This is a genomic window from Tepidibacter sp. Z1-5, assembly GCF_037844525.1.
Taxonomy (GTDB): Bacteria; Bacillota; Clostridia; order Peptostreptococcales; family Peptostreptococcaceae; genus Tepidibacter_A.
This window is the reverse complement of the sequence record NZ_JBBMMD010000021.1, coordinates 39394-65887: the sequence shown is the minus strand read 5'-3', so window position 1 is coordinate 65887 and position 26494 is coordinate 39394. Positions and strand designations below refer to the sequence as shown.

At 29.2% G+C, this 26494-nt stretch carries 22 protein-coding genes and 1 pseudogene; 1 reads left to right on the top strand and 22 read right to left on the bottom strand.

From position 1 onward, the window contains the following. Positions 1–29: 29 nt before the first annotated feature. From WJW32_RS05125 to purR, 20 genes and pseudogenes are all read right to left on the bottom strand, one after another. Positions 30–947, bottom strand: a complete 918-nt coding sequence (locus WJW32_RS05125; RefSeq protein ID WP_340255949.1) for a Ppx/GppA phosphatase family protein — start codon at positions 945–947, stop codon at positions 30–32. Then, on the bottom strand, positions 947–1261 hold the full coding sequence (locus tag WJW32_RS05120; RefSeq protein ID WP_340255946.1) for an FtsB family cell division protein: 315 nt from the start codon (positions 1259–1261) through the stop codon (positions 947–949). The genes WJW32_RS05125 and WJW32_RS05120 overlap by 1 nt, the downstream gene beginning before the upstream one ends. 15 nt (positions 1262–1276) lie before the next feature. Beyond that, on the bottom strand, positions 1277–1684 hold the full coding sequence (yabQ, locus tag WJW32_RS05115) for a spore cortex biosynthesis protein YabQ (RefSeq protein ID WP_340255943.1): 408 nt from the start codon (positions 1682–1684) through the stop codon (positions 1277–1279). 2 nt (positions 1685–1686) lie between these two features. Beyond that, complete coding sequence (gene yabP / locus WJW32_RS05110; protein ID WP_248480988.1) at positions 1687–1944, bottom strand: sporulation protein YabP; 258 nt, start codon at positions 1942–1944, stop codon at positions 1687–1689. A gap of 77 nt (positions 1945–2021) precedes the next feature. Next, the gene (locus tag WJW32_RS05105) at positions 2022–2264 is read right to left on the bottom strand and encodes an RNA-binding S4 domain-containing protein (RefSeq protein WP_340255936.1); all 243 of its coding nucleotides are present in this window, start codon (positions 2262–2264) and stop codon (positions 2022–2024) included. Positions 2265–2819: 555 nt separating this feature from the next. Then, on the bottom strand, positions 2820–3098 hold the full coding sequence (locus WJW32_RS05100; protein ID WP_248480992.1) for an HU family DNA-binding protein: 279 nt from the start codon (positions 3096–3098) through the stop codon (positions 2820–2822). Between the two features lie 116 nt (positions 3099–3214). Beyond that, a complete protein-coding gene (gene mazG / locus WJW32_RS05095) occupies positions 3215–4663 on the bottom strand; it encodes a nucleoside triphosphate pyrophosphohydrolase (RefSeq protein WP_340255930.1) in 1449 nt (482 codons plus the stop codon). A gap of 332 nt (positions 4664–4995) precedes the next feature. Next, positions 4996–6588, bottom strand: coding sequence for a putative polysaccharide biosynthesis protein (locus WJW32_RS05090; protein ID WP_340255927.1), 1593 nt, complete (start codon positions 6586–6588; stop codon positions 4996–4998). Between the two features lie 15 nt (positions 6589–6603). Beyond that, positions 6604–8193, bottom strand: coding sequence for a putative polysaccharide biosynthesis protein (locus tag WJW32_RS05085; RefSeq protein WP_340255925.1), 1590 nt, complete (start codon positions 8191–8193; stop codon positions 6604–6606). A 154-nt stretch (positions 8194–8347) separates the two neighbouring features. Beyond that, entirely contained in the window at positions 8348–8887 is a 540-nt protein-coding gene (gene spoVT, locus WJW32_RS05080; RefSeq protein ID WP_340255923.1) for a stage V sporulation protein T, read from the bottom strand. A gap of 92 nt (positions 8888–8979) precedes the next feature. After that, positions 8980–10107, bottom strand: coding sequence for a polysaccharide deacetylase (locus WJW32_RS05075; protein WP_340255921.1), 1128 nt, complete (start codon positions 10105–10107; stop codon positions 8980–8982). A 113-nt stretch (positions 10108–10220) separates the two neighbouring features. Then, a complete protein-coding gene (locus WJW32_RS05070) occupies positions 10221–10736 on the bottom strand; it encodes a peptidylprolyl isomerase (RefSeq protein WP_340255969.1) in 516 nt (171 codons plus the stop codon). Between the two features lie 39 nt (positions 10737–10775). Continuing rightward, positions 10776–11225: pseudogene (locus WJW32_RS05065) on the bottom strand (SurA N-terminal domain-containing protein); the annotation flags it as partial. A gap of 22 nt (positions 11226–11247) precedes the next feature. Then, complete coding sequence (gene mfd / locus WJW32_RS05060) at positions 11248–14625, bottom strand: transcription-repair coupling factor (protein WP_340255918.1); 3378 nt, start codon at positions 14623–14625, stop codon at positions 11248–11250. Positions 14626–14640: 15 nt separating this feature from the next. After that, positions 14641–15201: an aminoacyl-tRNA hydrolase gene (gene pth / locus WJW32_RS05055; RefSeq protein WP_340255915.1), complete on the bottom strand. Its 561-nt coding sequence runs from the start codon at positions 15199–15201 to the stop codon at positions 14641–14643. Between the two features lie 642 nt (positions 15202–15843). Next, on the bottom strand, positions 15844–17832 hold the full coding sequence (locus WJW32_RS05050; RefSeq protein ID WP_340255913.1) for a methyl-accepting chemotaxis protein: 1989 nt from the start codon (positions 17830–17832) through the stop codon (positions 15844–15846). Positions 17833–17978: 146 nt separating this feature from the next. Further along, entirely contained in the window at positions 17979–18926 is a 948-nt protein-coding gene (locus tag WJW32_RS05045) for a ribose-phosphate diphosphokinase (protein WP_340255910.1), read from the bottom strand. Positions 18927–18961: 35 nt separating this feature from the next. Beyond that, positions 18962–20332, bottom strand: a complete 1371-nt coding sequence (gene glmU / locus WJW32_RS05040) for a bifunctional UDP-N-acetylglucosamine diphosphorylase/glucosamine-1-phosphate N-acetyltransferase GlmU (RefSeq protein WP_340255907.1) — start codon at positions 20330–20332, stop codon at positions 18962–18964. Positions 20333–20546: 214 nt separating this feature from the next. Further along, the gene (spoVG, locus tag WJW32_RS05035; RefSeq protein ID WP_099190948.1) at positions 20547–20825 is read right to left on the bottom strand and encodes a septation regulator SpoVG; all 279 of its coding nucleotides are present in this window, start codon (positions 20823–20825) and stop codon (positions 20547–20549) included. Between the two features lie 451 nt (positions 20826–21276). Continuing rightward, the gene (purR, locus tag WJW32_RS05030; protein ID WP_340255903.1) at positions 21277–22098 is read right to left on the bottom strand and encodes a pur operon repressor; all 822 of its coding nucleotides are present in this window, start codon (positions 22096–22098) and stop codon (positions 21277–21279) included. 270 nt (positions 22099–22368) lie between these two features. Between purR and murC the strand changes: the two genes are divergently transcribed. Further along, on the top strand, positions 22369–23715 hold the full coding sequence (gene murC / locus WJW32_RS05025) for a UDP-N-acetylmuramate--L-alanine ligase (RefSeq protein ID WP_340255900.1): 1347 nt from the start codon (positions 22369–22371) through the stop codon (positions 23713–23715). A 745-nt stretch (positions 23716–24460) separates the two neighbouring features. On the opposite strand, the gene WJW32_RS05020 is transcribed toward murC, so the two are convergent. Both WJW32_RS05020 and WJW32_RS05015 read right to left on the bottom strand, forming a co-directional pair. Beyond that, a complete protein-coding gene (locus WJW32_RS05020) occupies positions 24461–25513 on the bottom strand; it encodes a hypothetical protein (RefSeq protein ID WP_340255897.1) in 1053 nt (350 codons plus the stop codon). A gap of 12 nt (positions 25514–25525) precedes the next feature. Beyond that, positions 25526–26431, bottom strand: coding sequence for a cation diffusion facilitator family transporter (locus WJW32_RS05015; protein WP_340255895.1), 906 nt, complete (start codon positions 26429–26431; stop codon positions 25526–25528). Positions 26432–26494 lie beyond the last annotated feature (63 nt).

Sequence of the window (26494 nt, the reverse complement as noted above, 5' to 3'; positions counted from 1 at the left end):
TCATAATCGGTAATACTCAATTTAGAAATTTAAGACATTCTTTTTAGCTTTTGACAAATTAGACCTTCTAAATTATCAAATTCGCTAACAATTATATCCTCTATTTTTAAGTTTTTTATTATTATATCTAAGATTAGTGCTCCAGCAGTTATTATATCAGCTCTTTTTGGCTGAAGACCATTTAAATTTCTTTTTTGTTTTACAGTTAATTCTTTCAAATTACGAAGTATTTCTTTTATATCAGCGTCTAATATAACACTCTTATGTATCTTATCTGTATCATATACCTTTAAATCTTGGTGTATTGCTGATAAAGAAGTGATAGTTCCTCCTATCCCAACTACCTTACTTATATTGAAATTACTTATCTTATCTATAGTATTCATTATAGTATTTTCTATATATTTTCTAGCCTCTTCAAACTCCATATCATCTATAGGATCTTTAGTTAAGAATTTTTCTGTCATTCTAAGAGCTCCTACATTCTCACTCTTATTAAACTTAATTCCCTCAGCTTTATTTCCAACTATAAACTCAGTAGAGCCTCCTCCTATGTCTATTACAAGAATATCCTCTTCTATTTCCTGTACAACTCCTAAAAATCCTAAGTCTGCCTCATTGTCTCCACTTATTATCTCAACTAGAACGCCACTTTTATCAAAAGCCTTTTTCAAAAACTCTTCCTTATTTTTACTATCTCTAAGAGCAGAAGTTCCCATTGCAAATATTTTCTCACAACCATTCTTTCTAGCTATATTTGCAAATTCATGTAGAGCATCTACATTTCGATCTATTGCCTCATCTGATATAATTCCTTCTTTATCAACATTTTGGCCTATTCGTGTCGTATTTATATATTTTTGTCTATTAAAAAATTTACCTTCTACATAATCTGCTAATAAAAGTCTCATCGAATTAGTACCTATATCTATAGCTGCAATCTTCATTATTCTACCTCTCTTTTGTTAATATCTATATATATAATTTCTCCTGGTTTTACCATCTTAAGTTTTTCTCTAGCTATCTTCTCTATATACTCATCTGTTTTATAGTTTTCAATCTCTTTTTTAACTTTTTTGATATTTTCATCTTCTTGTTTTATCTGCTCATTTAAAGACTTTATCTCTTTTTTATATTCTCTTATGACTATACCTTGATTTATTACACTATAAGCAGATGAGCATAATATGAATAATACAAATAACTTAAAAATAAAAATATATATATTAAACTTCTTCTTTTTAGTTTTTCTAGTTTTCATCTTATCCCCCAAATATCATCGTTTTCTAAACTGTTTAAACCCTATATACATTATAACATCAAATACAAAATGAATAGGGTATATTATTAGATAATATAGGTTTGTTATTATTAATATTATAGTTTTTATAAATCTACACAAAAACTTAAGTATATATTTGCTAACAGTATTAAAGTATATAACTATTCCAACTATAAACCCTGTAAAATTATAATATCTAAGATCATAAGAATTAGCTCTATGAAGTATTAAAAAGCTTATTACAGTTATTATTACCCAAAAGAGAATATCCTCTACGCACCTTATAACCTTATTATTATTTATATTACACCTTATCCCTCTGTAAAAATCATATATTATTCCCATTAAAATACCACCATAGACAGTAACAAACAGTATATATATCTCTTCAGATGGATACATACTTATTTAAATAGCTTCTTTAAAAAGCCTTCCTCATCTTTTTTAGATATCTTAGAGTACACTATGGAATTTATACTTCCCTTTATATTTACCATACCGTCTTCTATACTGAGTTTGCCCATGTCTAAGTTTTCTCCCTGTATCGATACATCTCCAGAAACAGTTCTTAACTCTATTTTTGTATCATTAAAAGAATAAATATGTTCAATACCACACAAGCTTATTTCTTCTCTATTTTTCATATTGAGTAAATGATCCATAAAAAATCCCTCCATATAAAACTTAATTGATATAGAATTAACTTCTATATATTAAATTTATGAAGGGGACTTAGTATTTATTCTATAATGTCATACATTTCTTTTGCATCATTTTTAAGTACATGCTCTTTTATTTGAGTTACCTTAACACAAGTAACCTTTTCTCCAAATCTTATCTTTATAACATCTCCAACACTTACAACAGTAGAAGACTTAGCTACCTTGTCATTAATGCTTATAATTCCCTTATCACAAGCTTCTTTTGCAACAGTTCTTCTCTTTATAAGTCTAGATACCTTAAGATACTTATCTAATCTCATATCCTACCTCCTGAGTTATAAATTTTATATGGGTTATCAAAATATGTCTATTAAAATACCATTCATGCAACGATATTTTGAAGAAAGCTAAGCTTTTGCCTTATTAATAACCCTAAAATTTCCGAACTCCCTACGGTCAAACACAGAAATTTCTTAACGGATTATTAAACGCCAAAATCTAAGTTTTCTTAGTCAAAATATCTAAAAGCAATCACTAACATTTTAATAGACATATTTTTTATTTTTAGTTTCTATTATGAAATAATATCTTACCCACATATACATAATAAGCCCCACTTTTAAAAATCACGCTCATTAAAATGTTAGCTACTTTTGATCAACTTTTTACTATAAAACTTAGATTATGCTGTTAAAATATCCGTTAAGAAAGTTCTTTGTCTGACCAGCGGGAGTTTAGAACTTTTAGGATATTTTATAAAGTAGAATCTTTAGTTTTATTAAAAGGTTGACTAAGTAGCGTTATTTTAATGAGTGTGATTTTTCGCTTAAATTGTATATTAAAAAAGTGTGGAATATCCACACTTTTTATATATATTACTTATTTACAGTATCCTTAAGACCTTTTCCAGCTTTGAAAACTGGAGCCTTAGATGCAGGTATTTCTATAACTTGCTCTGGGTTTCTTGGGTTTCTACCTTGTCTTGCAGCTCTTTCTCTTGTTTCGAAAGTTCCAAATCCAACTAATTGAACCTTATCACCCTCAACTAATGCTTCTTCTACAGACTTCATAAATGCATTAAGTCCTGCTTCTGCATCCTTCTTAGTTAATCCACTATATTCAGCCATTTTAGCTACTAATTCAGCTTTGTTCACAGTAACTACCTCCTTATGTATTTTCTTTTTATTTAAATTTTAAATAACTCACATAAACTTTTAATTCTAGCTTTTTTCAAAAATTCCTTCTTTACTCTAAAGTTTTAACTTGCATTTTAGAGCTTCTTTGACTCATTCCAAAGTTTATCCATTTCTTCAAGAGTCATATCCTCTAATTGTTTATTCATTTTTATAGCATTTTCTTCTATAAAACTAAATCTTTTTATAAATTTCTGTACAGTTTTATTAAGGGCTTGCTCTGAATCTATTTTGAGAAATCTTGCCAAATTCACTACAGAGAATAACAAATCGCCGATTTCTTCCTCTATGTATTGTATATTGCCAAGTCTACTCGCGTCAACAACTTCTTTGTACTCTTCTTGTATTTTTTTGTACACATCATCAATATTGTCCCAATCAAAACCAACAAGAGCTGCCTTTTTTTGTACCTTAGTAGATTTTATAAGAGCTGGAAGAGAGTTAGGTATTCTCTTTAAACTTTCAGTTATAGTAGTCTCACCTTTTTCTTCTTTTTTAAGCTCTTCCCATTTCTTAATGAACTCACCTTCTTCAAACTCGGCATCTGAGAATACATGAGGATGTCTAAATATAAGCTTTTCACATATAGCTGTAGTTACATCCTTAAAATCAAAATATCCTTCTTCATTGCCTATTTGAGAATGAAACACTACTTGTAAAAGTACGTCTCCTAGTTCTTCTATTAACTCATCTATATCATCTTTTTCTATGCTATCTGCTACTTCATAAGCCTCTTCAATCAAGTACTTCTTAAGAGTTTCATGAGTTTGCTTTTTATCCCAATCACATCCACCTTCGCCTCTTAGAGTCTGCATTATGTTTTGAAGGTCAAATATATCCTTGTACTTCTTAACAGAAGCTATTGGAACGTACAAACTAGTTAAATAATCAAATTCATCTAGTCTATCTAACTCATAAAGCTTTACCTTATGTTTTTGCTGGATTTTTTTAATACCTGCTCCTTTTACTATATACACATCTTGTTCATCATCATAATAGTTCATAAGGTTTAATTTAACCTCAGATGCTATAAATTTATCATAAACTTGAGTTATTATCAAACTCGAATCTATATCTATTTTTTCATTTTTTATATTAAAAGCATCTATAAGCTTAAATCCATGAACAGGATCTACCTCTAAAAAATCAAACATAGCATCTACAAAACTCATAGAAGGTATTACATTTATATCTATATTGTTTTCATCTGCATAGCTTTGTATTATCTCAACTGTTTTTTCAGCAACCCTCGGATGACCAGGAACAGCATATATAATATCGTCAACTTCAGCTTTATTTATTATATATTCACTTATATTTTTATATACTTCATCAAAATCTTTTTCCCTCTCATAAAAATAATCAAGTGATTCAAACTGTATTCCCTCTTTTATCAAATCATCCACCACAGGATGCTTATTAGTTCTGAAATATATATTAGATCCATTCTTTAACTTATTATAAGCTCCAAAGCTCAATAAATCAAACTCTCCAGGACCTAACCCTATTATATGAATACTTCCCATAATTTCACCTTCTATACATTAATCGTGTAATTTTCAATAATAAGTAAAGATTTTTTTTAAATATTTTTTCTTAAATCTACTCAAAATTTAGGTACTATACTTAAAAATTATGCTCATTAAAATGTTAGCTACTTTTGGTTAATATTTTGCTATTAAACTTAGATTATGCTGTTAAAATCTACGTTAAGAAAGTTCGTTGTCCGACCAACGGGAGTTTAGAACTTTTAGTATATTTTATAAAGCAGAATCTGTAGTTTAATCAAAATTTTAACTAAGTAGCGTTATTTTGATGAGTATAATTTTCGGACTCAACCAAATATTAGTTATTAACTCTACATCAATCTAGCTCTATGAAGAATCTTATAAATCAACTTTCCTTTTGGCATCATTAAAATCTCATGCTTAGTAATAGCCTTTGTCAAAAGAAGCATTACTACATATACAAATCCTGATAAAGTTATAGCTCCAAGACATGATATAGAGTTTCCAAAGAACCTATATAAAATATTATATGTAAATATCGCACATATACTCATTATAATAACTGATATCAAAGGTTTCAATACAAAATCTTTAAAACCAAACTTTATATCCATGTTTTTCTTTAAATAATAGAAATTAAGTACAGTTGCTACTATATACGCACTTACCGTTCCAATAGCAGCACCGTTAACATTAAACCAAGGTATAGGTATTAATGTATAGCTTATAATAACCTTTACAATAGCCCCTATAAATAAGTTTATAACTGGAATATAAGCCTTTGCCATACCTTGAAGTATACCCGTTAAAGTTTGAATTAAACTCAAAAATATTACTCCCATAGATAAAAATAGTAGTATTTGACCGACTGAAGATGGCTCTTTTGGATAAAGCATTTGCATTATAGGCGTTGATAATGATGCAAGACCAAATCCTGCAGGAAGCCCTATAAGAAGCGCTACTCTAATACCAGCTTTTGCATCTACTCTTGCCTTGTTTATATTATTTATGGCAAATGAATGAGATATGACAGGTACAAGACTCATAGAAAGCGCCATAGTAAGTACCTGAGGAAGGTTAATTAAAGTTGCCGCCATTCCTGTTAATTGACCATAAAGTTTTGTAGCATCAAGATATGTAACCCCACCATCTTGAAGCCTTCTCATAACCATAGCAGCATCTATCATATTCATAATAGGCATAATAGCACTTCCTATAGTTATAGGTACAGCTATTATTAATAACTTATTTATTATCTCTTTGGTGCTCTCTCTTCTTTTTGAAGTATTATATGTTAATTCTTTTTTTATTTTCTTACTGTTTGCTATATACATAACTATCATAAATAAACTTCCAATAAAAGCTCCTGATGTCGCCCCAAATGATGCTCCTGCTGCTGCATACTCTGTTCCCTTTGGAAAAAAGAAAAATGCTAAATATAGACCCAGACCAACTCTAAAAGTTTGCTCGACTATCTGCGACATCGCAGTTGGAGTCATATTCTGTCTTCCCTGAAAATACCCTCTAAATCCCGCCATTATAGGTACGAATAATAAGGCAGGCGATATAGCTATCATAGAATAATAAGCCTTTGGGTTCTTCATATAAGTTACTATATAGTCAGATCCAAAGAACAGTATACTAAAGGTTACTATACCCGTTAATATGAGAGCTATAAAAGATACCTTAAATATTCTATGCGCCCCACTATAATCATTAACAGCAACCTTTTCTGATACAAGCTTTGATATAGCTGTTGGAAAACCCGCAGATGATATCGTAAGAAGTAAAACATATACAGGGTATGCACTTTGATAGTATCCCAGACCCTCCGATCCTATTATATTTCCAAGAGGTATTCTAAAAAACGCTCCAAGTATTTTGACAATCATACCTGCTACAGCCAATATAAAAGCTCCTTTTAAAAAGGAATTTTTGCTCATACTACCCCTCCATTTTTAACTAATCTTCCTAACAATCTTATATAATTTTTCTCCTTTAGGCATCATAAGGATTTCTTCCTTAGATATACTATTAGTCTTTATAAGAGCTAATCCATATCCAATTCCTCCTACTACCACCGATACAAGGCAAGCTAGCGTATTTCCTGCTATAATTAATACTCCATTGTAAGAAATACTTACAAGTGTAGCCATAATAGTTGCAGACATTAAAGGCTTTACTATGAAGTATACTGTATCAAATTCTACCTTAACGTGTTTTTTTATGTATCTGTAATTAAGTATCAATATAACTATATAAGATATTAAAGATGCTACTGGTGCTCCTTTTACATTTAAATCGGGTACAGCTATTAATATATATGTCAAAGCAATCTTAAATATAGCCCCTATAGATAAATTAATTACAGGTATATGTGTTTTTTCTATTCCTTGAAGTACAGCAGTAAATGCTTGAATAAGTCCAAGTAAAACCACACACATAGACAAATATAAAAGCATTTGTCCAACTGATGATGGCTCATTCGGATAAAGCATTTGCATAAATGGAGTTGAAAGAACTGCTAGTCCAAACGACGCTGGAAGTCCAATAAGTAAAGCAACCCTAACTCCCGTTTTTATATTGTTAGTTAAACCTTCATTATCCTTTACAGTGTAAAAATATGATACAGAAGGAACCATACTCATACTAAGAGCCGTAGTTATAGCGTATGGAAAATTGATAAGAGATGCTGCCATACCATTTAATTGTCCATATAAAATATTTGCTTTATCGTATGAATATCCTACAGACTGAAGTCTCCCTATAACTATACCCAAATCTATAAGATTCATTATAGGAAGTATTGTACTCCCTATTGTTATAGGTATTGCTATCGAAAGAAGCTTTTTAACTATTTCAGACTTAGTTTCCTGCTCATGTACTTTACTACTGCTTATTTCTTCTTTTATTGTACTTTTTTTCTTTATATAAACAGATAATATGTAAAGTGTTCCAAGTATTGCACCTGTTGTAGCTCCAAACGATGCTCCTGCTGCTGCAAGCTTAGTTCCCTTTGGAAGTAAAATAAGCGCCAAGCATATACCTATAACTACCCTACCAAGCTGCTCCATTATCTGAGATACAGCAGTAGGAGTCATATCCTGTCTTCCTTGAAAATATCCCCTAAATGTAGACATTATCGGCACCAATAATAAAGCTGGAGCTGTTGCCCTCATACTATAATATGCTTTTGGACTTTTTATTATATTATTTACAATATAATCTGCTCCAATAAATAGTATTAAAAAGCTTATAAACCCAACTGAAAACAATACCGAAAACGATGTTTTAAATATATTATGAGCGCCTTTATAATCATTTAGCGCTATTTTTTGAGATACCAGTTGTGATATTGCAGTAGGAAATCCCGCTGCTGAAACATTAAGTAACATTATATATATAGGAAATACAGCTTGATAATACCCCAGACCTTCAGATCCTATTATTCTTCCAAGAGGTATTCTAAATATAGCTCCTAAAATATTTGCTACAACACCTGCCATTCCTAATATAAAAGCACCTTTTAAAAACGAATTTTTTGTCACTTTACTCCCCCCAATCATTAAGAAGTCAACTATATAAACCAATTGTTAATATATCATATTTTAAGTTTTATATCTATAAGTATTGTATAATTCCTTAGCTAAAAAAATAAAAGGAGTCACCTTTATTATTAGGATTCTCCTTTTTACTTTATCATTACTGAACTTGTTTTCCTAAGAAAGAAGCTGCAACCTTTATTAATTTTTCATCATTTTCAGTTATTTCACCTTCTTCTTTATTTGCAACTATAATGGCACCAACTGCATCTCCACTTTCACTTATTATCGGCATTATAACTTGATTGTTATACTCCGTAGAATCTCCTTTAAATACAGGAACAGTCTTATTATCCTTAGCAAGATTTGATGCTCTACTCTCTATTAAGTCTTCTAATTCTTGACTTATAGCCTTATCTTTATATTCCTTCTTAGATAATCTAGATACTGATATTACACTGTCTAAATCAGTTATAACAACACTAAATCCAGTGTGTTCGGCCAATGTTTCACTATATTCCTGTGCAAATTCATTCATTTCACCAATAGGAGAATATTTTTTAAGTATTACTTCTCCATCCTTTGCAGTAAATATTTCAAGAGGATCTCCTTCTCTTATTCTAAGTGTTCTTCTTATCTCTTTTGGTATAACAACTCTTCCTAAATCATCTATTCTTCTAACAATTCCTGTAGCTCTCATCTTCATCCCTCCATAATATATGTGTAAATATATTTTTTACCAAAAGTAAAAAAATATACAAAATTTTTTCCACATATGCTAAATTATTTTAATTATCTAGAATCATTCCAAAAATTAACAGGATCTTCATTGTAATCTATTGCTATAACTTTGTATCCATTTTTGGTTAAATAATTCAGTATTTGAGGAAGAGCAATAGATGAACTCAGGGTCTCGTGCATAAGAATTATAGGGGCTATCTTATTTTTTTCATGTTCTTGAACTTGTTGTATGACATTTTTTATTATTATGCTCGGTTTTATATTTTTTCCAAGTGCGTCTTTGCTGTCTACATTCCAATCCCATATTCTATATCCTTCACTTACACAAGCATCTCTATATTCTTTAGTCATATACGGGAAGCTTCCGTATGGAGTTCTTATAACGTTTGATGTGAAACCGATTTTGCTCATAACAACCTTTGAGTCATTTTGCATCTCTGTAACTAAACTTACAGGTGATTTGTAAATTTGTTTTACATCATGACTCACTCCATGAAGTCCTATACTATGTCCACCTTCAACTATCTTTTCGAGTTCATCTGGATATTTTTTTATACTACTTGATAGTACAAAAAAAGTTGCATTTGAATTATACATTTTAAGGCTTTTAAGTATATCCTGAGTATATAAAGAGGGTCCATCATCAAATGTTATATAAGCGATCTTCTGTTCTTCTTTATTATTATTATTTTTGTTTCTACACTTAAAAATTTTATTTTTTAATTTCTCAATCAAGCTTTCATCGCTTATAACTGAATCATTATCAGTAGCCCTTATTATGTTCTCACTTTCTATATAAGAAACTGTATATCCAAAATAGCTTGCTATAGATTTAAACGGTATCATCAAGCATCCATCTTCTACATACATATTACATATTATACAATTACCATCATTAGTTATTATTATTTCATTATCAAAATCTATTTCTACTTTTTTATCGCCCTTTATTATAGTAGCAATATCTTCCTCTTCATCCCACTTTATAATCCCATTTATAGATGTCGCAAACATCTTTATCGGAAGAAATGTAGTTCCACACTTTATCTGAGGAGAAATATTCTCGTAATATATTAAATCTTCATTGATTACTATAAGTGGCTTATTATAATTATCCTCAGCAAATATAGTCAATGAAGTAGATATAACAATTAATATGCAAATTATTACTTTCCTCATCCAAATATCTCCCTTCAAAAAAACTATACTCTGTAATAATTTGCTCTATATAGTCTTTTTTATTAATGTAATTTATTAACAAAAAAGGACTATCGTAAGATAGCCCCTTTAATTTATTTCTTTATATTCTTTTCATGTCTTTCAATTTTATTACCTTTTTCAAGCTGTTCAATCTTTTCTTTATATGAATCAGTTTCTATAGTAGCCTTTATTTGATCCTTAACATCTTCAAAAGGTATAATTTCATTCACTTTATCAATAACCTTTATTATATGGTATCCAAATTGACTCTCTACTAAATCAGATATTTCTCCAGTTTTCATTTCAAAAGCTGCCTTTTCAAATTCTGGAACCATAACGCCTTTTCCAAAATATCCAAGATCTCCACCATTATTTCCTGAAACAGTATCTTCTGAGTATTCTTTAGCAAGAGATGCAAAGTCTTCTCCATTCTTTGCTCTTACTAATATATCATCAGCTTTTTTCTTTGCTGCCTTTTTGTCTGCATCTGATACAGGCTTCATATCGTCCCCAACAGTCTTAAATAGTATATGAGAAGCTTTTACTTCTTCTTTTTTGTACTTTTCTTTGTTAGTCTCATAGTACTCTTTTAATTTCTCGTCGTTCATTTCTAAAGATCCTATATAATTTTCTTTGTATTTAGATATTAATATATCTTTTTTAAGTTGATTCTTTAAGAATTGATCGTCTATATTATTTTCTTTTAAGAAGTTCTTAAATTCTTCATTTGATTCAAGTTGAGTTTTGAATTGTTTAAGCTGAGCATCTAAGTCTTTATCTTCTACAGATATATTTTCTTTTTGAGCCGCTTGATAAACTACCTCATCATTTATCATATTGTTAAGAACTTGTTCTTTTATAACCTCTATTACTGTCTTTCCTTTTTCAATTTCTTTAGTCCATATATCTGGTCCATATATTCCCTCAAAATTCTTTTTATACATAGCTAGCGTCTTTTCGTATTCACTAACAGTTATTACTCTATCATTAACCTTAGCGACTACGTCTTTTGATTCTTTCGAGCTACATGCTGTAAGCGAGAATACCATTAAAGCCATAAGCAGTGCCACCATTATTTTTTTCATATCAAACATCCTCTCATTTTTTTTAACAAGGTTATTATATCATCTTTTCCAAAACGTTAGCAATTTCTGTAATCAATTTGTAATGATTTTTTTCCTTGGGTTTAAATTTATAATACGGTTTTAGATATACTGTATCTTTTAGCTGCTTTATAGATTCTACTTTTAGCTGTTTTCCAAGTGCTTTAATATATGCTATCATTATTAAAGTTTTAAGAGGAATAGGTATATCAGAGAATCTATCTTCTATTTCTTCTTCTATATCATCTTTGTCTTTCTTATTCTCTATAGCTGCTATTTTTTTGTATATCTCAATCTTGGTTCTCTCATCTTCTATATAATTACCAGGTATATAAGCATTTACATTTAAATCTACTTCTGTATCTATTTGTTCAACTACATCTTCGCCTTTTACTTTTCTTATAGATTCATTTAGCATTTTGACATAAAGATCATATCCTATTACCGCCATATGACCATGTTGTTGAGATCCCAGTATATTTCCTGCTCCTCTTATTTCAAGATCTCTCATAGCTATTTTAAATCCTGAACCAAATTCAGTAAATTCCTTTATAGCTTTAAGTCTTTTTTCTGCTACCTCACTTAGCATTTTATTTTTTTCATACATAAAATAAGCATATCCCTGTCTTGATGACCTTCCAACTCTTCCTCTTAACTGATAAAGCTGAGATAGTCCCATTTTGTCTGCATCGTATATTATTATTGTATTTGCATTTTGGATGTCCATTCCAGTTTCTATTATTGTAGTACAAACCAATACATCATATTCTTTTTCAAGAAATCCTATCATTATCTTTTCTAAATTTCTAACACTCATCTTTCCATGCCCAAGGGCCACTCTTGCAGATGGTACGAGTTTTTTTATAAGGGTAGCTATTCTCTCAATGCCCTCAACTCTATTGTAAACAAAAAATACCTGACCTCCTCTTGATATTTCTCGCTCTATTGCATCAGCTATAATGCTTTCTTTAGATTCAACAACATAAGTAAGTACAGGATGTCTTTCTTGAGGTGGCTCCTCTATTAAAGACATATCTCTTATACCACTAAGTGACATATGTAAAGTTCTCGGTATAGGCGTTGCAGAAAGAGTTAATACATCCACTGATGCTTTTAATTTTTTAAGCTTTTCTTTATGCTTAACTCCAAATCTTTGCTCCTCATCTATTACTATAAGTCCTAGTTGCTTAAATTCAATATCCTTAGATATTATTCTATGAGTTCCAATTACAACATCTACAAGTCCTTTTTTAATATCATCAATTATTTGTTTTTGTTGCTTTGGAGTTTTAAATCTACTTAAAACTTCTACCCTTATAGGAAAATCTTCAAATCTTTTTTCGAATGTATTAAAGTGTTGTTGAGCTAATATTGTAGTCGGCACCAAGAACGCTACCTGTTTTGATTCCATACAAGCTTTAAATACCGCTCTTATTGCTACCTCTGTTTTTCCATAACCAACATCTCCACATATTAGCCTATCCATTACCTTATCGCACTGCATATCCGATTTAACATCTTCTATTGCCTTTATCTGATCCCCAGTTTCTTCAAACGGGAATAAAGATTCAAACTCTCTTTGCCAATGGGTATCCTCGTTGTATACATATCCTTTTGCTTTTTTCCTTTTTGCATAAAGTTCTATTAAATCCTTTGTCATATCTTCTATTGATTTTTTAACCTTATTTTTTGCCTTTGACCATTCATTATTTCCAAGCTTATTTAGTTTTACATTCTCAACATTTTGACCTATATACTTTTGAACCTTATCCATTTGATCAGTTGGAACAAACAAACTATCTGAGTTTGCATAAATTATTTTTATGTAGTCTTTTTTAATTCCCTCTACTTTTAATTGTTCAATTCCAGCATATCTTCCTACTCCATGGCCCTCATGTACCACATAATCTCCAACACTAAGTTCTAAGAAACTTTCTATCTTTCTCCCATTCTTGAACTTCTTCTTTTTCTTTTGAGATATTCTTTTGTGAACTCCAAATATTTCTTTATCAGTTATTAAAGCATACTTAAAATCACTACATAAGAAACCTTCTGATATACTTCCTGGAGTTATCATTATTTGAGAACTTTTAATTTGAGAACCTTTATCTTTTGAAAATATAACTTCAACTCCTAAGTCTAGTAAGTCATTATATATTTTTTTGGATTTTTCCAAAGATCCAGGTACTATTAGTATTTTGTATCCTTGTTTTTTTAGATTATTTATTTCATCTATAAATAATTCCATTTTTGAATTAAATACTGTTATTTCTCTTGAATTAAAATTAATTATACTATTTGGCTTAAATTCCTCTACTTGCTTTGATAACACACTATTTTGTATTATAAACCTATCCTTAATGAAATAATCTAATTCTTCAAATCTATTTATCAAATTTATTTGAGATGATAAAACAGTATGTCTTTCTAAGTTGACCTTGTAGTTTGACTCAAATTCTTCATAATAGTTTTGAGACTTTTCTTTTATTCTCTCAGGTTCATTAAATATAATTAAAGCATCTTTTTTTAGATAAGAGAATATACTTTTGTCTTGATCTTCATACATATAATCTATATAATTTTCAAGTCCTTCAAAGTACATAAGTTCTTTTATCTTTAACATATTAGAGTGAACATCATCACTAGTATCATCTTTTATTTCATTTTGAAGATTATCTAGAGTTTTCTCTATATCATCTGGATATAGAATCTCTCTTGATGGTATTATCTCAAACTCTGTTATCTTCTCTATCGATTTTTGAGATATTATATCAAACATTCTTATAGAATCTATTTCATCATCGAATAATTCTATTCTCAAAGGGTAGTCTGTATTTGCACAGTATATATCTATTATTCCACCCCTTATACTAAACTGTCCTACTCCCTCAACCTTATTAACTCTTTCATACCCAAGCCTTACAAGCTTTGATGATAGTTCATCTATATTTATAGTATCATCCATAGTATATTTCAATATATTATTTTTAAATACATCTTTTGGTATATATTTTTTGAGTACTGCCTCTATTGAACATACAATTACTATGTTTTCTTCTTTTACAAGCTTTAATAGAACTTTCATCCTCTTAGACTCTTCTTGTCTATCCTTTGCATCTAAGAAATAAAACAATATTTCTTCAAAAGGTAAATATACAGCTTTATCTCCCATATAAAAATTCAAATCTTCATATATATTCTTAGCTTCAAGGTCACTATGAGTTATTATTATAGCCTGTCTATTTAATTTATTTATAATACTATAGCTCATATGAGTTCTTTGAGAAGGTATTAGTCCATTTATCAAAAGAGGAGACCTCTTATTATTTATCATTTCTAATAGAGTATTAAATGCCAAAGAATTATTCAATGGATATGTGAAGATATTATTCATATTTATCACCTTTCATTAACCATTATATTTATTCATAGATACATCAATTCCCTCTTTTATTATAGCTTCAACAGCGTATGCTGATCTTTGTAGACTTTCATTTAAAGAATCCATCTCTTCTTTTTTAAATTTAGACAGCACAAATGAAGCTAGGTCTTGACCATTTTGAGGTCTTGATACACCTACTCTTATTCTTTTAAAATCATCAAATTTAAGATTATATATTATAGATCTCATTCCGTTATGAGTACCAGCGCTTCCTTTTTTTCTTATTCTAATTTTACCCACGTCAAGATCTATATCATCGTATATAACTATTATATTATCAGGCTCTAGTTTATAGAAACTATATATATCAAGTAAGCTTTGTCCACTTAAATTCATGAAAGTCTGTGGCTTTACAAGTATTACTTTCTCAGTTCCTATTCTTCCCTCTCCTATAATAGCTTTATGCTTTATTTTGTTAACTTGTATATTATTATCCTTTGCTAAAATATCTATAACATCAAATCCAACATTGTGTCTTGTTTTATCATATTGCTTCCCTGGATTCCCAAGTCCTACTACTACATACATTTAAAATCCTCCTGTTTTTGCATTTTTGGTAACTATATTATTATAACATATTTAAAAATTTTTATATTACAATATAAAAACAAATTCATATGCTTAATTCAAAAGAAAAAACGTTAAAATACCTCTACGCTGTTGATTTATGTAGGTTATTAAAAACTGTCTACAAAAATACCGTGAATACAACGATATCTTTATCAAAATATCTAAAATCATTCACTAACATTTTTATAGACAGTTTTTTAATATTAATACCTATAAACTAAAATTGATCCTACCTCATTACTGCTGTAGCCCACGATTCCTAACGGACTCCGTTGCTCAAAATAGTTTTTACTTATGTTTTCTTGCCAATATCATGAATAAGTTTAAAATCATACAATTTACATGACAATTAAAAATGACGCTCATTTAAATGTTAGCTACTTTTAGTTAATATTTTACTATAAAACTTAAATTGTGGTGTTAAAATATCCGTTAAGAAACTTCTTTGTCTGACCAAAGGAAGTTTAAGAAGTTTTAGGATATTTTATAAAGCATAATTTGTAGTTTTATTAAAATATTGACTAAGTAGCGTTATTTCAATGAGTGTCATTTTGAGCTTAACAACTAAATTCAGTTATTAATTCTAATCTTTTATAACAATTATATTTTAAATACCTTTATTTCATCTGTAAGCTTCATAGCAAGACCATTAAGATTATCTGCAAGCTTTGCTACTTCTTCAACTGCTACTGACTGTTGTTGCATAGAAGCATTAACCTCTTCAGATGATGATGCACTTTCTTCTGATACTGCTGCTATATTTTGTATTGACTCTACTATCAAATCTTTTTCTTTATTCATATTCCTTATAAAATCACTTATAGAAGATATCTTATAAGCTATATCTCCAACAGACCTTGATATAACATTGAATGAATCATTAACCTTGTTAACTGAATCTACTTGTTCTTTTGATACTTCTTTTACTTCATTCATAATACTCACAGCATTATCACTATCTTTTCTTAAATTATCTATTATATTATTTATATCATCCGTTGCAACTCTTGAACCCTCTGCAAGCTTTCTTATTTCATCTGCTACAACTGCAAATCCCTTACCATGTTCTCCAGCCCTTGCTGCCTCTATAGATGCATTAAGTGCTAATAAATTAGTCTGGTCTGCTATATTTGTTATCGTATTCAATATATTTTCTATATCGTGAGATTTTTTATTAAACTCTACTATAGCTTCTTCTACTTTAAGAGTAGCATCTGAGTTTTTATTAGTTTTTTCGATTAATTCTTCAACAGCTTCAAATCCAGCCACATTTGAATTAGCCACATTTTCAGCGGACTTAAACATATCGTTAGTATTTTGATTTAATTCATCAAACTTACTTGCAAGACCTTCTACTAGTTCATATCCTTTTTCAGCCTCTTGAGCTTGAGACACAGCTCCACTTGCTATTTCTTCAATAGTAGCTCCCACCTGTTCTGAAGTTGCACTACTTTCTTCTGCTATTGCGGCTAGATTTTCAGATGATTCTCTTACATTAATAGTCACATCAGTTATATTAGTTATCAATCCTCTTAATGTATTCATTGTGCCATTAAATATATCAGCAAGTTCTTCAAATTCATCTCCAGTTTTAATTCTAGATTGTACTGTTAAATCACCCGATCCTACATTTTGAGCATGTTCTATTATAAGTCTTATTTGTTTAGTTATATAGTTAGAGAATATGTAAGCTATAGATATCGCTATTAATAAAAATAACAATCCAACTATTAAAGATTTTTTTAACATATCATAAGCTTTATTATATATTTCATCAATATACATACTTCCTATTATTGTCCATCCAGTTGATTCCATAGTCTTAAATTCTGCATACTTCAACTTTGATTTTCCATCTTCTTCATGTTCATATTCTACGCTAGTTTTATTATCATCAAGTGCCTTTGCTATATCCTTAGAGTCTATAAATTCACCTATTTTTTCAGGATTTTTGTGACTCATCATTATCTTATCAGATGATATAAGAATAGGATATCCATTACTCCCTATAGTCATCTTATTTATATTTTTTGATAGTGTATCAAGATCTATATCTATACCTATAACCCCTATAAAATTATTGTTAGTATCATATATAGGTACAGATGCCGTTACTACTAATTTATTACTATGTACATCTATGTATGGCTCTGTCCATGATATAGAGTTTTTTTCAACTGCATTTTTATACCACGGTCTTTGCTTTGGATCAAATCCATCTTCATATTCAGCATGAGGATATGTATACATACTATTATCTTCAAGTCCTAAATATATAGATATAGAGTCTTTATGTGAATCTATAAAATCTTTAAAAATATGCATCATAAATTCTTCATATTCTGGATGTTCTGCTATTGATTTGACATCTATATTATTTGATATCATATTTATACTTTCATTATACCCATTCAAGTAATTATCTATAGATATCTCTATTCCATTCATAGTACTAGATGTAAGTTCCTTTAAATCTTCATCTATTATAGATATACTTTTTTTATAAGAACTTATTCCAAGAACTATCAAAGGAATACTGATAAGAACTGTAAACATTATTATCATTTTATTTTTTATTCCCAATTTCATGTCTTAATTCCTCCTTATGCTTATATTATACTTTCATATCTAATTTTAACATATATTTATGTTTTTTTCATACTTTTTGCACTATTCCCTATTCTTCTATTAATATATTCCTAAAAACAAAAAAAATGGCTAAATAGCCATTTCTTTTATTTGAATAAACAACTTACAGATTCATTTGAGAATATTTTATTTATAGCGCTTGCAAGTATCGGTGCAACAGATTGTACCTTTATCTTGTCTATTCTTTTGTCTTCTGGCAAGTTTATAGTATCAAGAACTATAAGCTCTTTTATAACCGAATTTTGTATTCTCTCTATTGCAGGTCCTGATAAAACAGGATGTGTACAACAAGCATATACTTCTTTTGCTCCAAATTCTTTTAAAGCATTAGCTCCATTAACTATTGTTCCTGCAGTATCTATCATATCGTCTACTAATATTACATTTTTACCTTCTATATCTCCGATTATATTCATAACCTCAGATACATTTGCCTGTTGTCTTCTCTTATCTATTATAGCGATTGGTGCATCTAATTGATTAGCAAAGTTTCTGGCTCTTGTAACACTTCCAAGGTCTGGTGATACAATTACTAAATCTTCTATTTGTTTTTCTTTAAAGTATTTAGCAAGTATTGGTACTCCAAGTAAATGATCTACTGGTATATCGAAATATCCTTGTATTTGAGCAGCATGTAAGTCCATAGTAAGTACTCTATCTGCTCCCGCAGCTGTTATTAAGTTTGCAACTAATTTCGCTGTGATTGGATCTCTAGATTTTGCTTTTCTATCTTGTCTAGCATATCCATAATACGGTATTACAGCTGTAATTCTACCTGCTGATGCTCTTTTTAATCCATCAATAATAATTAATAATTCCATTAAGTTATTGTTTACTGGACTATTAGTTGATTGAATAACGAATACGTCTGTTCCTCTCACTGTTTCTTGAATGTTTACAGATATTTCTCCATCACTAAATGTTGATACATCAGTTTTTGCTATGTCTGCATTTAAATGCTCAGCTATTTTCTTTGCAAGTTCAGGGTTAGAGTTTCCTGTAATAATTTTGATTTCACTACCACTAGTATTCATATATGAATAACCTCCCAGAAGAATTTTGTATATAATTATTTTTTAAATATACCTTTTTTATCTACCCAACCTTTTTTGTTAACTTGTTTTGCTCTTGCTATTGACAAAGATCCATTTGGAACATCATCTGTTATAGTAGATCCTGTAGCTACATATCCTTTTTCTTCAACTGTAACAGGAGCTACTAAATTACAGTTTGATCCTATGAAGGCGTTATCTTTAACAATTGATTTAAATTTATTTTTTCCATCATAGTTTACAAAAACTACTCCACATCCTATGTTGACATTTTTACCAACACTTGCATCTCCTATATAAGCTAAATGAGACGCTTTTGAATTATCTCCTATTGTAGAGTTTTTAACTTCTACGAAGTCTCCTATTTTTACATTCTCACCTATTGAGCTGTTGGGTCTTAAGTATGCATATGGTCCAACTGTTGTATTATTTCCAACAGTGCTGTCAATTATAGTAGATGATTGGATTTTAACATTATTATTTATTAAAGAATTCTCGATTCTACAATTAGATCCTATTGTACAATCTTCTCCTATTGTAGTATTTCCTTTTATTATAGTTCCTGGATATATTATAGTATCCATCCCTATTTTAACATCACATTCTATATATGTATTGTTAGTATCTATTATAGTAACTCCATTTTCCATATGGTATTGATTGATTCTATTTTTTAGTATGTTCTCTGCTCTTTGAAGGTCTACTCTTGAGTTTACACCCATTAATTCTTCTATAGTCGAGCCTTCATAAGCCCCTACTTTATGCCCTTCATTCTTTAAGATTTCTATTACATCTGTAAGGTAGTATTCACCTTGATTGTTATTATTAGATATCTTAGATAAACTCATTTTAAGCTCTTTTCCATTGAAGCAGTATATACCAGAGTTTATTTCATTAACCTTTGCTTCTTCTTCTGTCGCGTCTTTTTGTTCAACTATTTTTAATACATCTTCATTAGCATCTCTTATTAGTCTGCCATATCCTGTAGGATTATCTACCTTCGTAGTTAAAACAGTTGCAACGCATTTATTTTCTTTGTGATAATCAAATAGCCTTTGTAGAGTAGACTCTTTTATAAGAGGTGTATCCCCGCATAAAACTACTATTTTATCATCTTCTTTTATATGATCTTTAGCCATTATAACAGCATGTCCTGTTCCTAACTGTTTTTCTTGTATAGCAGTTTTTACAGTATCTTTTAGATTGTCTTTAACCATTTGGGCTTCATGTCCAAGAATCACTACATTTTCACTGCATCCAGCCTTCATAGCTATGTTTATAACATGATTTACCATTTCAGTTCCACATACTTTATGCAATACTTTAGGAAGCTTAGATTTCATTCTAGTTCCCTTACCAGCAGCAAGTATTATAGATTTTAAATTCATAATTTCACCTCATGTACATATTAGTGTATCACTTTCACTTAAATACTATAGCATTTTTTGTCCAAAAAGTACATAATAATACGATATAAAATAATGGATATTATATATTTCGTTCGATTTTGATTTTTTGAAAATCTTTAGAAAACTCAAAAAAAAATACTTATACTATTAAGATTTTTTTCTTAACAATATAAGTATATTTATCAATTTTATATTATTCCATTGCAACTTCCATTTTAGCTAAAGCTTCCTCGTAAGCATTTAGTATGCTGTCTTGAAGTACTTGTCTCATATGAGAGTTAATAGGATGAGCTATGTCTCTAAACTCGCCTTCTGTTATTTTTCTGCTTGGCATAGCTATAAAAAGACCATTTTGTCCTTCTATAATTTTTATATCATGTACCACAAATAAATTATTAAAAGTAACAGATACAATACCTTTCATCTTACCATCATCTGTTATCTTTCTTACTCTAACGTCTGTTATTTCCAAAATACCCACTCCCCTTTATAAAAAAGTCTTTCTTTGAATGTTTTAAATGTATACTTTTTTGAAATTCGTAACGGAAATTATACTTACCTATAATTTAAATATGAATATAATTCCCTACTCATTATAAAAAGTTACATCGTTATTAATATATTCTATGGTAATATATTCTATGGTAATATATTCTACAAACTTTTTCAATTCCCTTTTAATTTTTTTACAATTTTTATGTAATACTTACTGATTTTAACACATTATTTTTTTATTTTATTTTCAAATAAAAAAAATGCAATTTTTATAAAAATTGCATTTTTTACTTACTAGAAAATTATAAAATTTTCAATTTATAGATAACGTTGATTAAATTACTAAATTTGCAACTATTTTAAGCAACCGAGACCGTAAGACTCGTTGGCGACATGAGCCATGCGTTAGCATGAAGCCAATTTTTTGACTAATCTGTTATAAAGTTTTTATTCGGTTCAACATTTATAGTTCCATTTGATTCGTCTATTCCTTTTAGGTCTATTAAAGATACGTAATCTTTTACAAGTTTTTCATTAGGAGTAGTTGTAGATATTAAAACTCCTTTTCCTATAACTTCAGCATTAAATTCATTCATAAGATCCTGCATACCTTTTAATGTTCCTCCACCTCTCATGAAGTCATCTATTAGTATTACCTTAGATCCTTCTTTTAAGGCCTTTCTAGGAAGTGTCATAGTTTGAACTATATTCTTGCTTCCTGATACATAAGTTATGTTAAGAGATGAACCTTCTGATGCCTTTGTATCCTTTCTTATTATAAGAAGAGGTAGATTCATAGCTTTTGCTGTCATAAGTGCCATAGGTATACCTTTTGTCTCTATTGTAACTATATAATCAGCTTCACTATAATCTATGTATGATGCAAATATCTTACCTATTTTTGATGATATCTCTGGACTATATATAAGATCTATTAAGTATAAAAATCCTCCTGATAAAATTCTAGATGGGTCATCTATCTTCTTACACAGTTCATTTAAGAAAAGTTCATTATCTTTGGCTGATATTTTTGGAATATATTTAACTCCACCTGCAGCTCCTGCTATTGTTATGACTTTTCCTAAGTCTAGTTTTTCAAATACATTTTTTACGACCAATATATCTTCACTTACAGTTGATTTTGCAGCATTAAATTTTTCTGTAAAATGGCTTAGCGTAAATACTTTATTTGGATTGTCTGAAAGTATTTTAACTATTGCTCCAATTCTTTCAGTTCTTTTAAATTTCATATACTACCTCCTGTTAAATTGTTTTGCACAATAAATTTATACAACTCAACCACTAAAATATATTATTATGTTATAATAGAATTTACGTTTTATACATATTAATAATAATAGATGTAATTTATTATTTGTAATTTTTTCAAATAAATGTAAATCATATGTGTTTTATCGATTTTATATTATTGTATTTCAAAAAGTCTATTTTATAAAATTTTTAGATATAGACTTTTTCATTATAACATAATATCAGTTATTAAGGAGGGATGATTTTAGATGCATATACACTTTATAGGAATAGGCGGAATAAGCATGAGTGCACTAGCTAAGATATGCTTAAATAAAGGATATGTGGTTTCTGGTTCTGATTTTAAAGATTCAGATACTGTGAATAATTTAAGAAAGCAAGGTATGAGAGTATTCGTTGGTCACAAGAAAGAAAACATATCTGATGATATAGATTTGGTGGTTTATACAGCTGCTATAAGTGATGATAACGAGGAGCTTAAAGAATCTCATTCTAAAAATATAAATACTTTATCTAGGGCTGAGTTTTTGGGTCAAATAATGAAGGAGTATGAAAATTCTATAGCAGTATCTGGAACTCATGGAAAAACTAGTACTACTTCTATGTTATCTGTGATTTTTGAGTATTCAAATCTTGATCCTACTATACTTGTAGGTGGTAACTTACCGGATATAGGTGGTAATGTTAAAATAGGTAATTCAGAAAATTTTATAACTGAAGCTTGTGAATATGTTGATAGCTTTTTAAATTTCAATCCTAAGGTATCTATTGTTTTAAATATAGAAGCAGATCACCTTGATTATTTTGATGGTCTTGATGATGTTAAAGATTCTTTTAATAAATTCGGTAAACTTCTTCCTAATGATGGATACTTCATTGTGAATGGGGATGATTCCGACTGTATTGATGTTTTGGATGGTGTAAATTCTAATATTATACGATATGGAATATCAGTTGATAACAATATGGTTATTAGTGATATTTCATTTAATAAATTTGGGCATGGCTCATTCTCTCTTTCACTTGATAATAACAATCTTGGAAAATTCGATCTTTGCGTTCCAGGACTTCATAATATATATAATGCAACAGCTGCTATATGCGCATCTTTAGTTTCTGGTGTAAATGTAGATATTATAAGAGATAATATATATAAGTATAAAGGTGTCGGAAGAAGATTTGAGTACAAGGGTACTTATAATGAAGCTACTATAATAGATGATTATGCTCATCATCCAACAGAAGTTAAGGCTACTTTAGCAGCAGCTAAAAATATGTGTAGTGGAAATCTATGGTGTATATTCCAACCACATACTTATACTAGAACTTCTTCACTTTTAGATGAGTTCGCAGCTTCTTTTAATGATGCTTCTTTTGTTATAATAACTGATATATATGCAGCAAGAGAGAAAAACGATGGATCTATTCATTCTAAGGATTTGGTTGAAAAGATCAAGGAGTATAATGAGAATGTTATTTATATAAAGGATTTTGATGATATTGCTGATTATATAAGAGATCATGTTAAGAAGGATGATGTGGTTATAACTACTGGGGCTGGAAGTATATATGAAGTTGCCGATAAATTGATTTAAGTTTTTAATCGCAATAATTAAAAATTTAATTATAATAGATTAATCAATTAAGCAGTATGTAAATAATTTTGTGTTTTTACAAATGTTTTTCAATCCCTTTACTTACCAAAGTATGCTTGATAAAAAAGTACCTGTCAAGGTTGAAACAAACAGACTTACAGCCGATCTTGACAGGTACTTTTTTATCAAAATTTAGAGCTTTACAAGGGGTTGAAAAAAGTGGCTTAAATACCGATTTATTTATATAACTCAATTTAAGAAAGTTTTTTAATTATTTTAGTTAAAAAAGATGGTTATTAATTTAATTATGTTAGCTCCGCTTAGGAATCAAAATATATACTTAGTATAATAATTGTAAATCTTAGAATACATGTAGATACATTGCTAAAATAGAACTCTGCGACAGCACCGTACCATATAAATCATCAGTATTTACTTACCAATATAAAAATGACGCTCATTTAAATGTTAGCTACTTTTGGATTAATGTTTTTCCATAAAACTTAGATTGTGCTGTTAAAATATCCGTTAAGAAACTTCTTTGTCTGACCGTAGGGAGTTTAAGAAGTTTTAGGGTATTTTATAAAGCACAATCTGTAGTTTTTAAGCAACGGAATTCATTAGAATTCGTTGGCGCCATGAGCCTAAGCGAATTTTATTAAAACATTAATTAAGTAGCGGTATTTAAATGAGCGTCATTTTTCACTAGAGTACCAATACCCTTTATTTTGGTGTTAAATAAATCTTATATATTATTAACCACAGAATCTACAATCAGATCTGCTCCATTTATTTTATAATATTTATCCTTTATCTTTATATGATTCTCATATACTGTTATATCTTGTTCTTTTGAATCACCTTTAAGCTTTAGCTTGTATCTTTCAAATTCATAATCCTTAAATTCAACTGGTTCTTTAATTTCACTAAATAAATATTTTACTAATTCGTCCTTTAATTCTCCTTCTAGTTCTTCTTCTATATCATTTGTCTTATCTTCTACTTTGATTGTTTTAATCCATTCATATCCTATTTCATCTGATTCATTTTCATCTTTTGATATGAATAATACATCACAAAGGTAGTTATATAGTGTATCATCTATTTCATAATATGCCGTATAGTCTTTATAATATATTCCAAGTCCAGTTTTTCCTAGTGTCTTTGCATATATTTCATAACCATTTAATTTTATGTTTATATCGAAATTTTCTTTAACCTCATCCATAAGTTTTGATGCTTTGTACTCACTTATATTTGATTTTTTATGTATTTTATCATTGAATTCTTTTATGTTTTCAAGTTTTTTTTGCTTGTCCTTATAAGATATTTGAACTTCCTTTATGTCCTGAATTTTTTTTATAGTATCAAATGATGTATTTATAGCTTTGTCTATAAGACTTTTTAGCCCTTTGGCTTCTTTATCTGATATTTCATAGTATTTTGTGTCGTTATTTTTCATTATTTTTATATAATTAAAGTCTGTGCTAAACTTTATATCATCCGAATATCCAGTTAACACTTCCTCAAATTCAGCTTTTTCTATTTTCTTGCTTTTTTGAATGTAGTATTTAAAGTCATTCAAATAATCTTCTTCTATTTTTATGTCTTTTATATTTTTATTTGATAACATTATATTTTGTTCTTTTAATAAAATGTTCATAAGGTTGACTTCTTGAGTCGTTGTAGTTGTTGCTTGTTCTTCTTTTGGTTTAGTTTTTAAGCTGGTTATGAAAAAGCTTAATAAAAATACTATTCCCGAAAATATTAATATAGATTTTATTACTTTTTTATTCACTATATCACCTCATTATATTGTAGTCTTATGATTGCATTTTTCACAGCAATTCACCTTGGGTTCAACGTGTACTATAACAGCTTTTATATTGTCTGTGCTATTTATTATATTTGCTTCTACGTTGTGTGCTATTTCATGGCCCTCAAATACACTGATTTTACCATCAACGCATATTGTTAGGTCTATGTATGCCATGGCTCCATGACGTCTACTTCTAAAGCTTTTTACATTACAAACTCCTTTAGTATTCATAGCTATATTATTAAGCTTATTTTCTTCTTCCTTTTCTATAGAATAGTCCATAAGTTCATTAGATGATGACATTAATATTTCTATACCAACTTTTATTACGAATAATGATACTACTACTCCTGCAAGTGGATCCAAAATCTTAAATCCAAACATAGCTCCTATTATCCCTATTAAAGCTCCAATAGTTGATAAAGAGTCTGATCTATGGTGCCAAGCATCTGCCTTAAGGGATGGTGAATTAATTTTATTAGCTACCTTTATTGTTATATAATACTGATATTCTTTAAAGAATATAGATATAATTCCAACTATTAATGGAAGCATATTAGGTGTTTTAACTTTATCTAAGTTAAATAAAAGCTTAAAAGAATTAATTCCTATCTCAGCTCCAACAAATAACAGAATTAGTGATAGTACGAATGCAACTAATGTTTCAGCCTTTTCATGACCGTAGTTATGCTCTCTGTCTTGTGGTTTTTTCGATATATTATTTCCAATTAAAACTCCTACAGATGTAGCTATATCAGAAGCAGAATGCATACCATCTGCAAGCATTGCATTAGAATTTCCAAAAAAACCTGCTAATAGCTTTATAACTGTTAATACAATATTTATTATTATAGATTTTATGGTGACGGTTGTTGACTCTTCATATCTTGTTTCCATAATACCCTCCTAATTTGATAATGGGCATTCAACTTTATCCAAAAGCTAAATACCCATATATAG

Bases quoted from the DNA above. Each gene is read 5' to 3' on its own strand.
- WJW32_RS05125 (WP_340255949.1), bottom strand. From the start codon at position 947: ATGAAGATTGCAGCTATAGATATAGGTACTAATTCGATGAGACTTTTA.
- WJW32_RS05120 (WP_340255946.1), bottom strand. From the start codon at position 1,261: ATGAAAACTAGAAAAACTAAAAAGAAGAAGTTTAATATATATATTTTT.
- yabQ (WP_340255943.1), bottom strand. From the start codon at position 1,684: ATGTATCCATCTGAAGAGATATATATACTGTTTGTTACTGTCTATGGT.
- yabP (WP_248480988.1), bottom strand. From the start codon at position 1,944: ATGGATCATTTACTCAATATGAAAAATAGAGAAGAAATAAGCTTGTGT.
- WJW32_RS05105 (WP_340255936.1), bottom strand. From the start codon at position 2,264: ATGAGATTAGATAAGTATCTTAAGGTATCTAGACTTATAAAGAGAAGA.
- mazG (WP_340255930.1), bottom strand. From the start codon at position 4,663: ATGGGAAGTATTCATATAATAGGGTTAGGTCCTGGAGAGTTTGATTTA.
- WJW32_RS05090 (WP_340255927.1), bottom strand. From the start codon at position 6,588: ATGAGCAAAAATTCCTTTTTAAAAGGAGCTTTTATATTGGCTGTAGCA.
- spoVT (WP_340255923.1), bottom strand. From the start codon at position 8,887: ATGAGAGCTACAGGAATTGTTAGAAGAATAGATGATTTAGGAAGAGTT.
- WJW32_RS05075 (WP_340255921.1), bottom strand. From the start codon at position 10,107: ATGAGGAAAGTAATAATTTGCATATTAATTGTTATATCTACTTCATTG.
- WJW32_RS05070 (WP_340255969.1), bottom strand. From the start codon at position 10,736: ATGAACGACGAGAAATTAAAAGAGTACTATGAGACTAACAAAGAAAAG.
- mfd (WP_340255918.1), bottom strand. From the start codon at position 14,625: ATGAATAATATCTTCACATATCCATTGAATAATTCTTTGGCATTTAAT.
- pth (WP_340255915.1), bottom strand. From the start codon at position 15,201: ATGTATGTAGTAGTAGGACTTGGGAATCCAGGGAAGCAATATGATAAA.
- WJW32_RS05050 (WP_340255913.1), bottom strand. From the start codon at position 17,832: ATGAAATTGGGAATAAAAAATAAAATGATAATAATGTTTACAGTTCTT.
- WJW32_RS05045 (WP_340255910.1), bottom strand. From the start codon at position 18,926: ATGAATACTAGTGGTAGTGAAATCAAAATTATTACAGGAAACTCTAAC.
- glmU (WP_340255907.1), bottom strand. From the start codon at position 20,332: ATGAATTTAAAATCTATAATACTTGCTGCTGGTAAGGGAACTAGAATG.
- purR (WP_340255903.1), bottom strand. From the start codon at position 22,098: ATGAAATTTAAAAGAACTGAAAGAATTGGAGCAATAGTTAAAATACTT.
- murC (WP_340255900.1), top strand. From the start codon at position 22,369: ATGCATATACACTTTATAGGAATAGGCGGAATAAGCATGAGTGCACTA.
- WJW32_RS05015 (WP_340255895.1), bottom strand. From the start codon at position 26,431: ATGGAAACAAGATATGAAGAGTCAACAACCGTCACCATAAAATCTATA.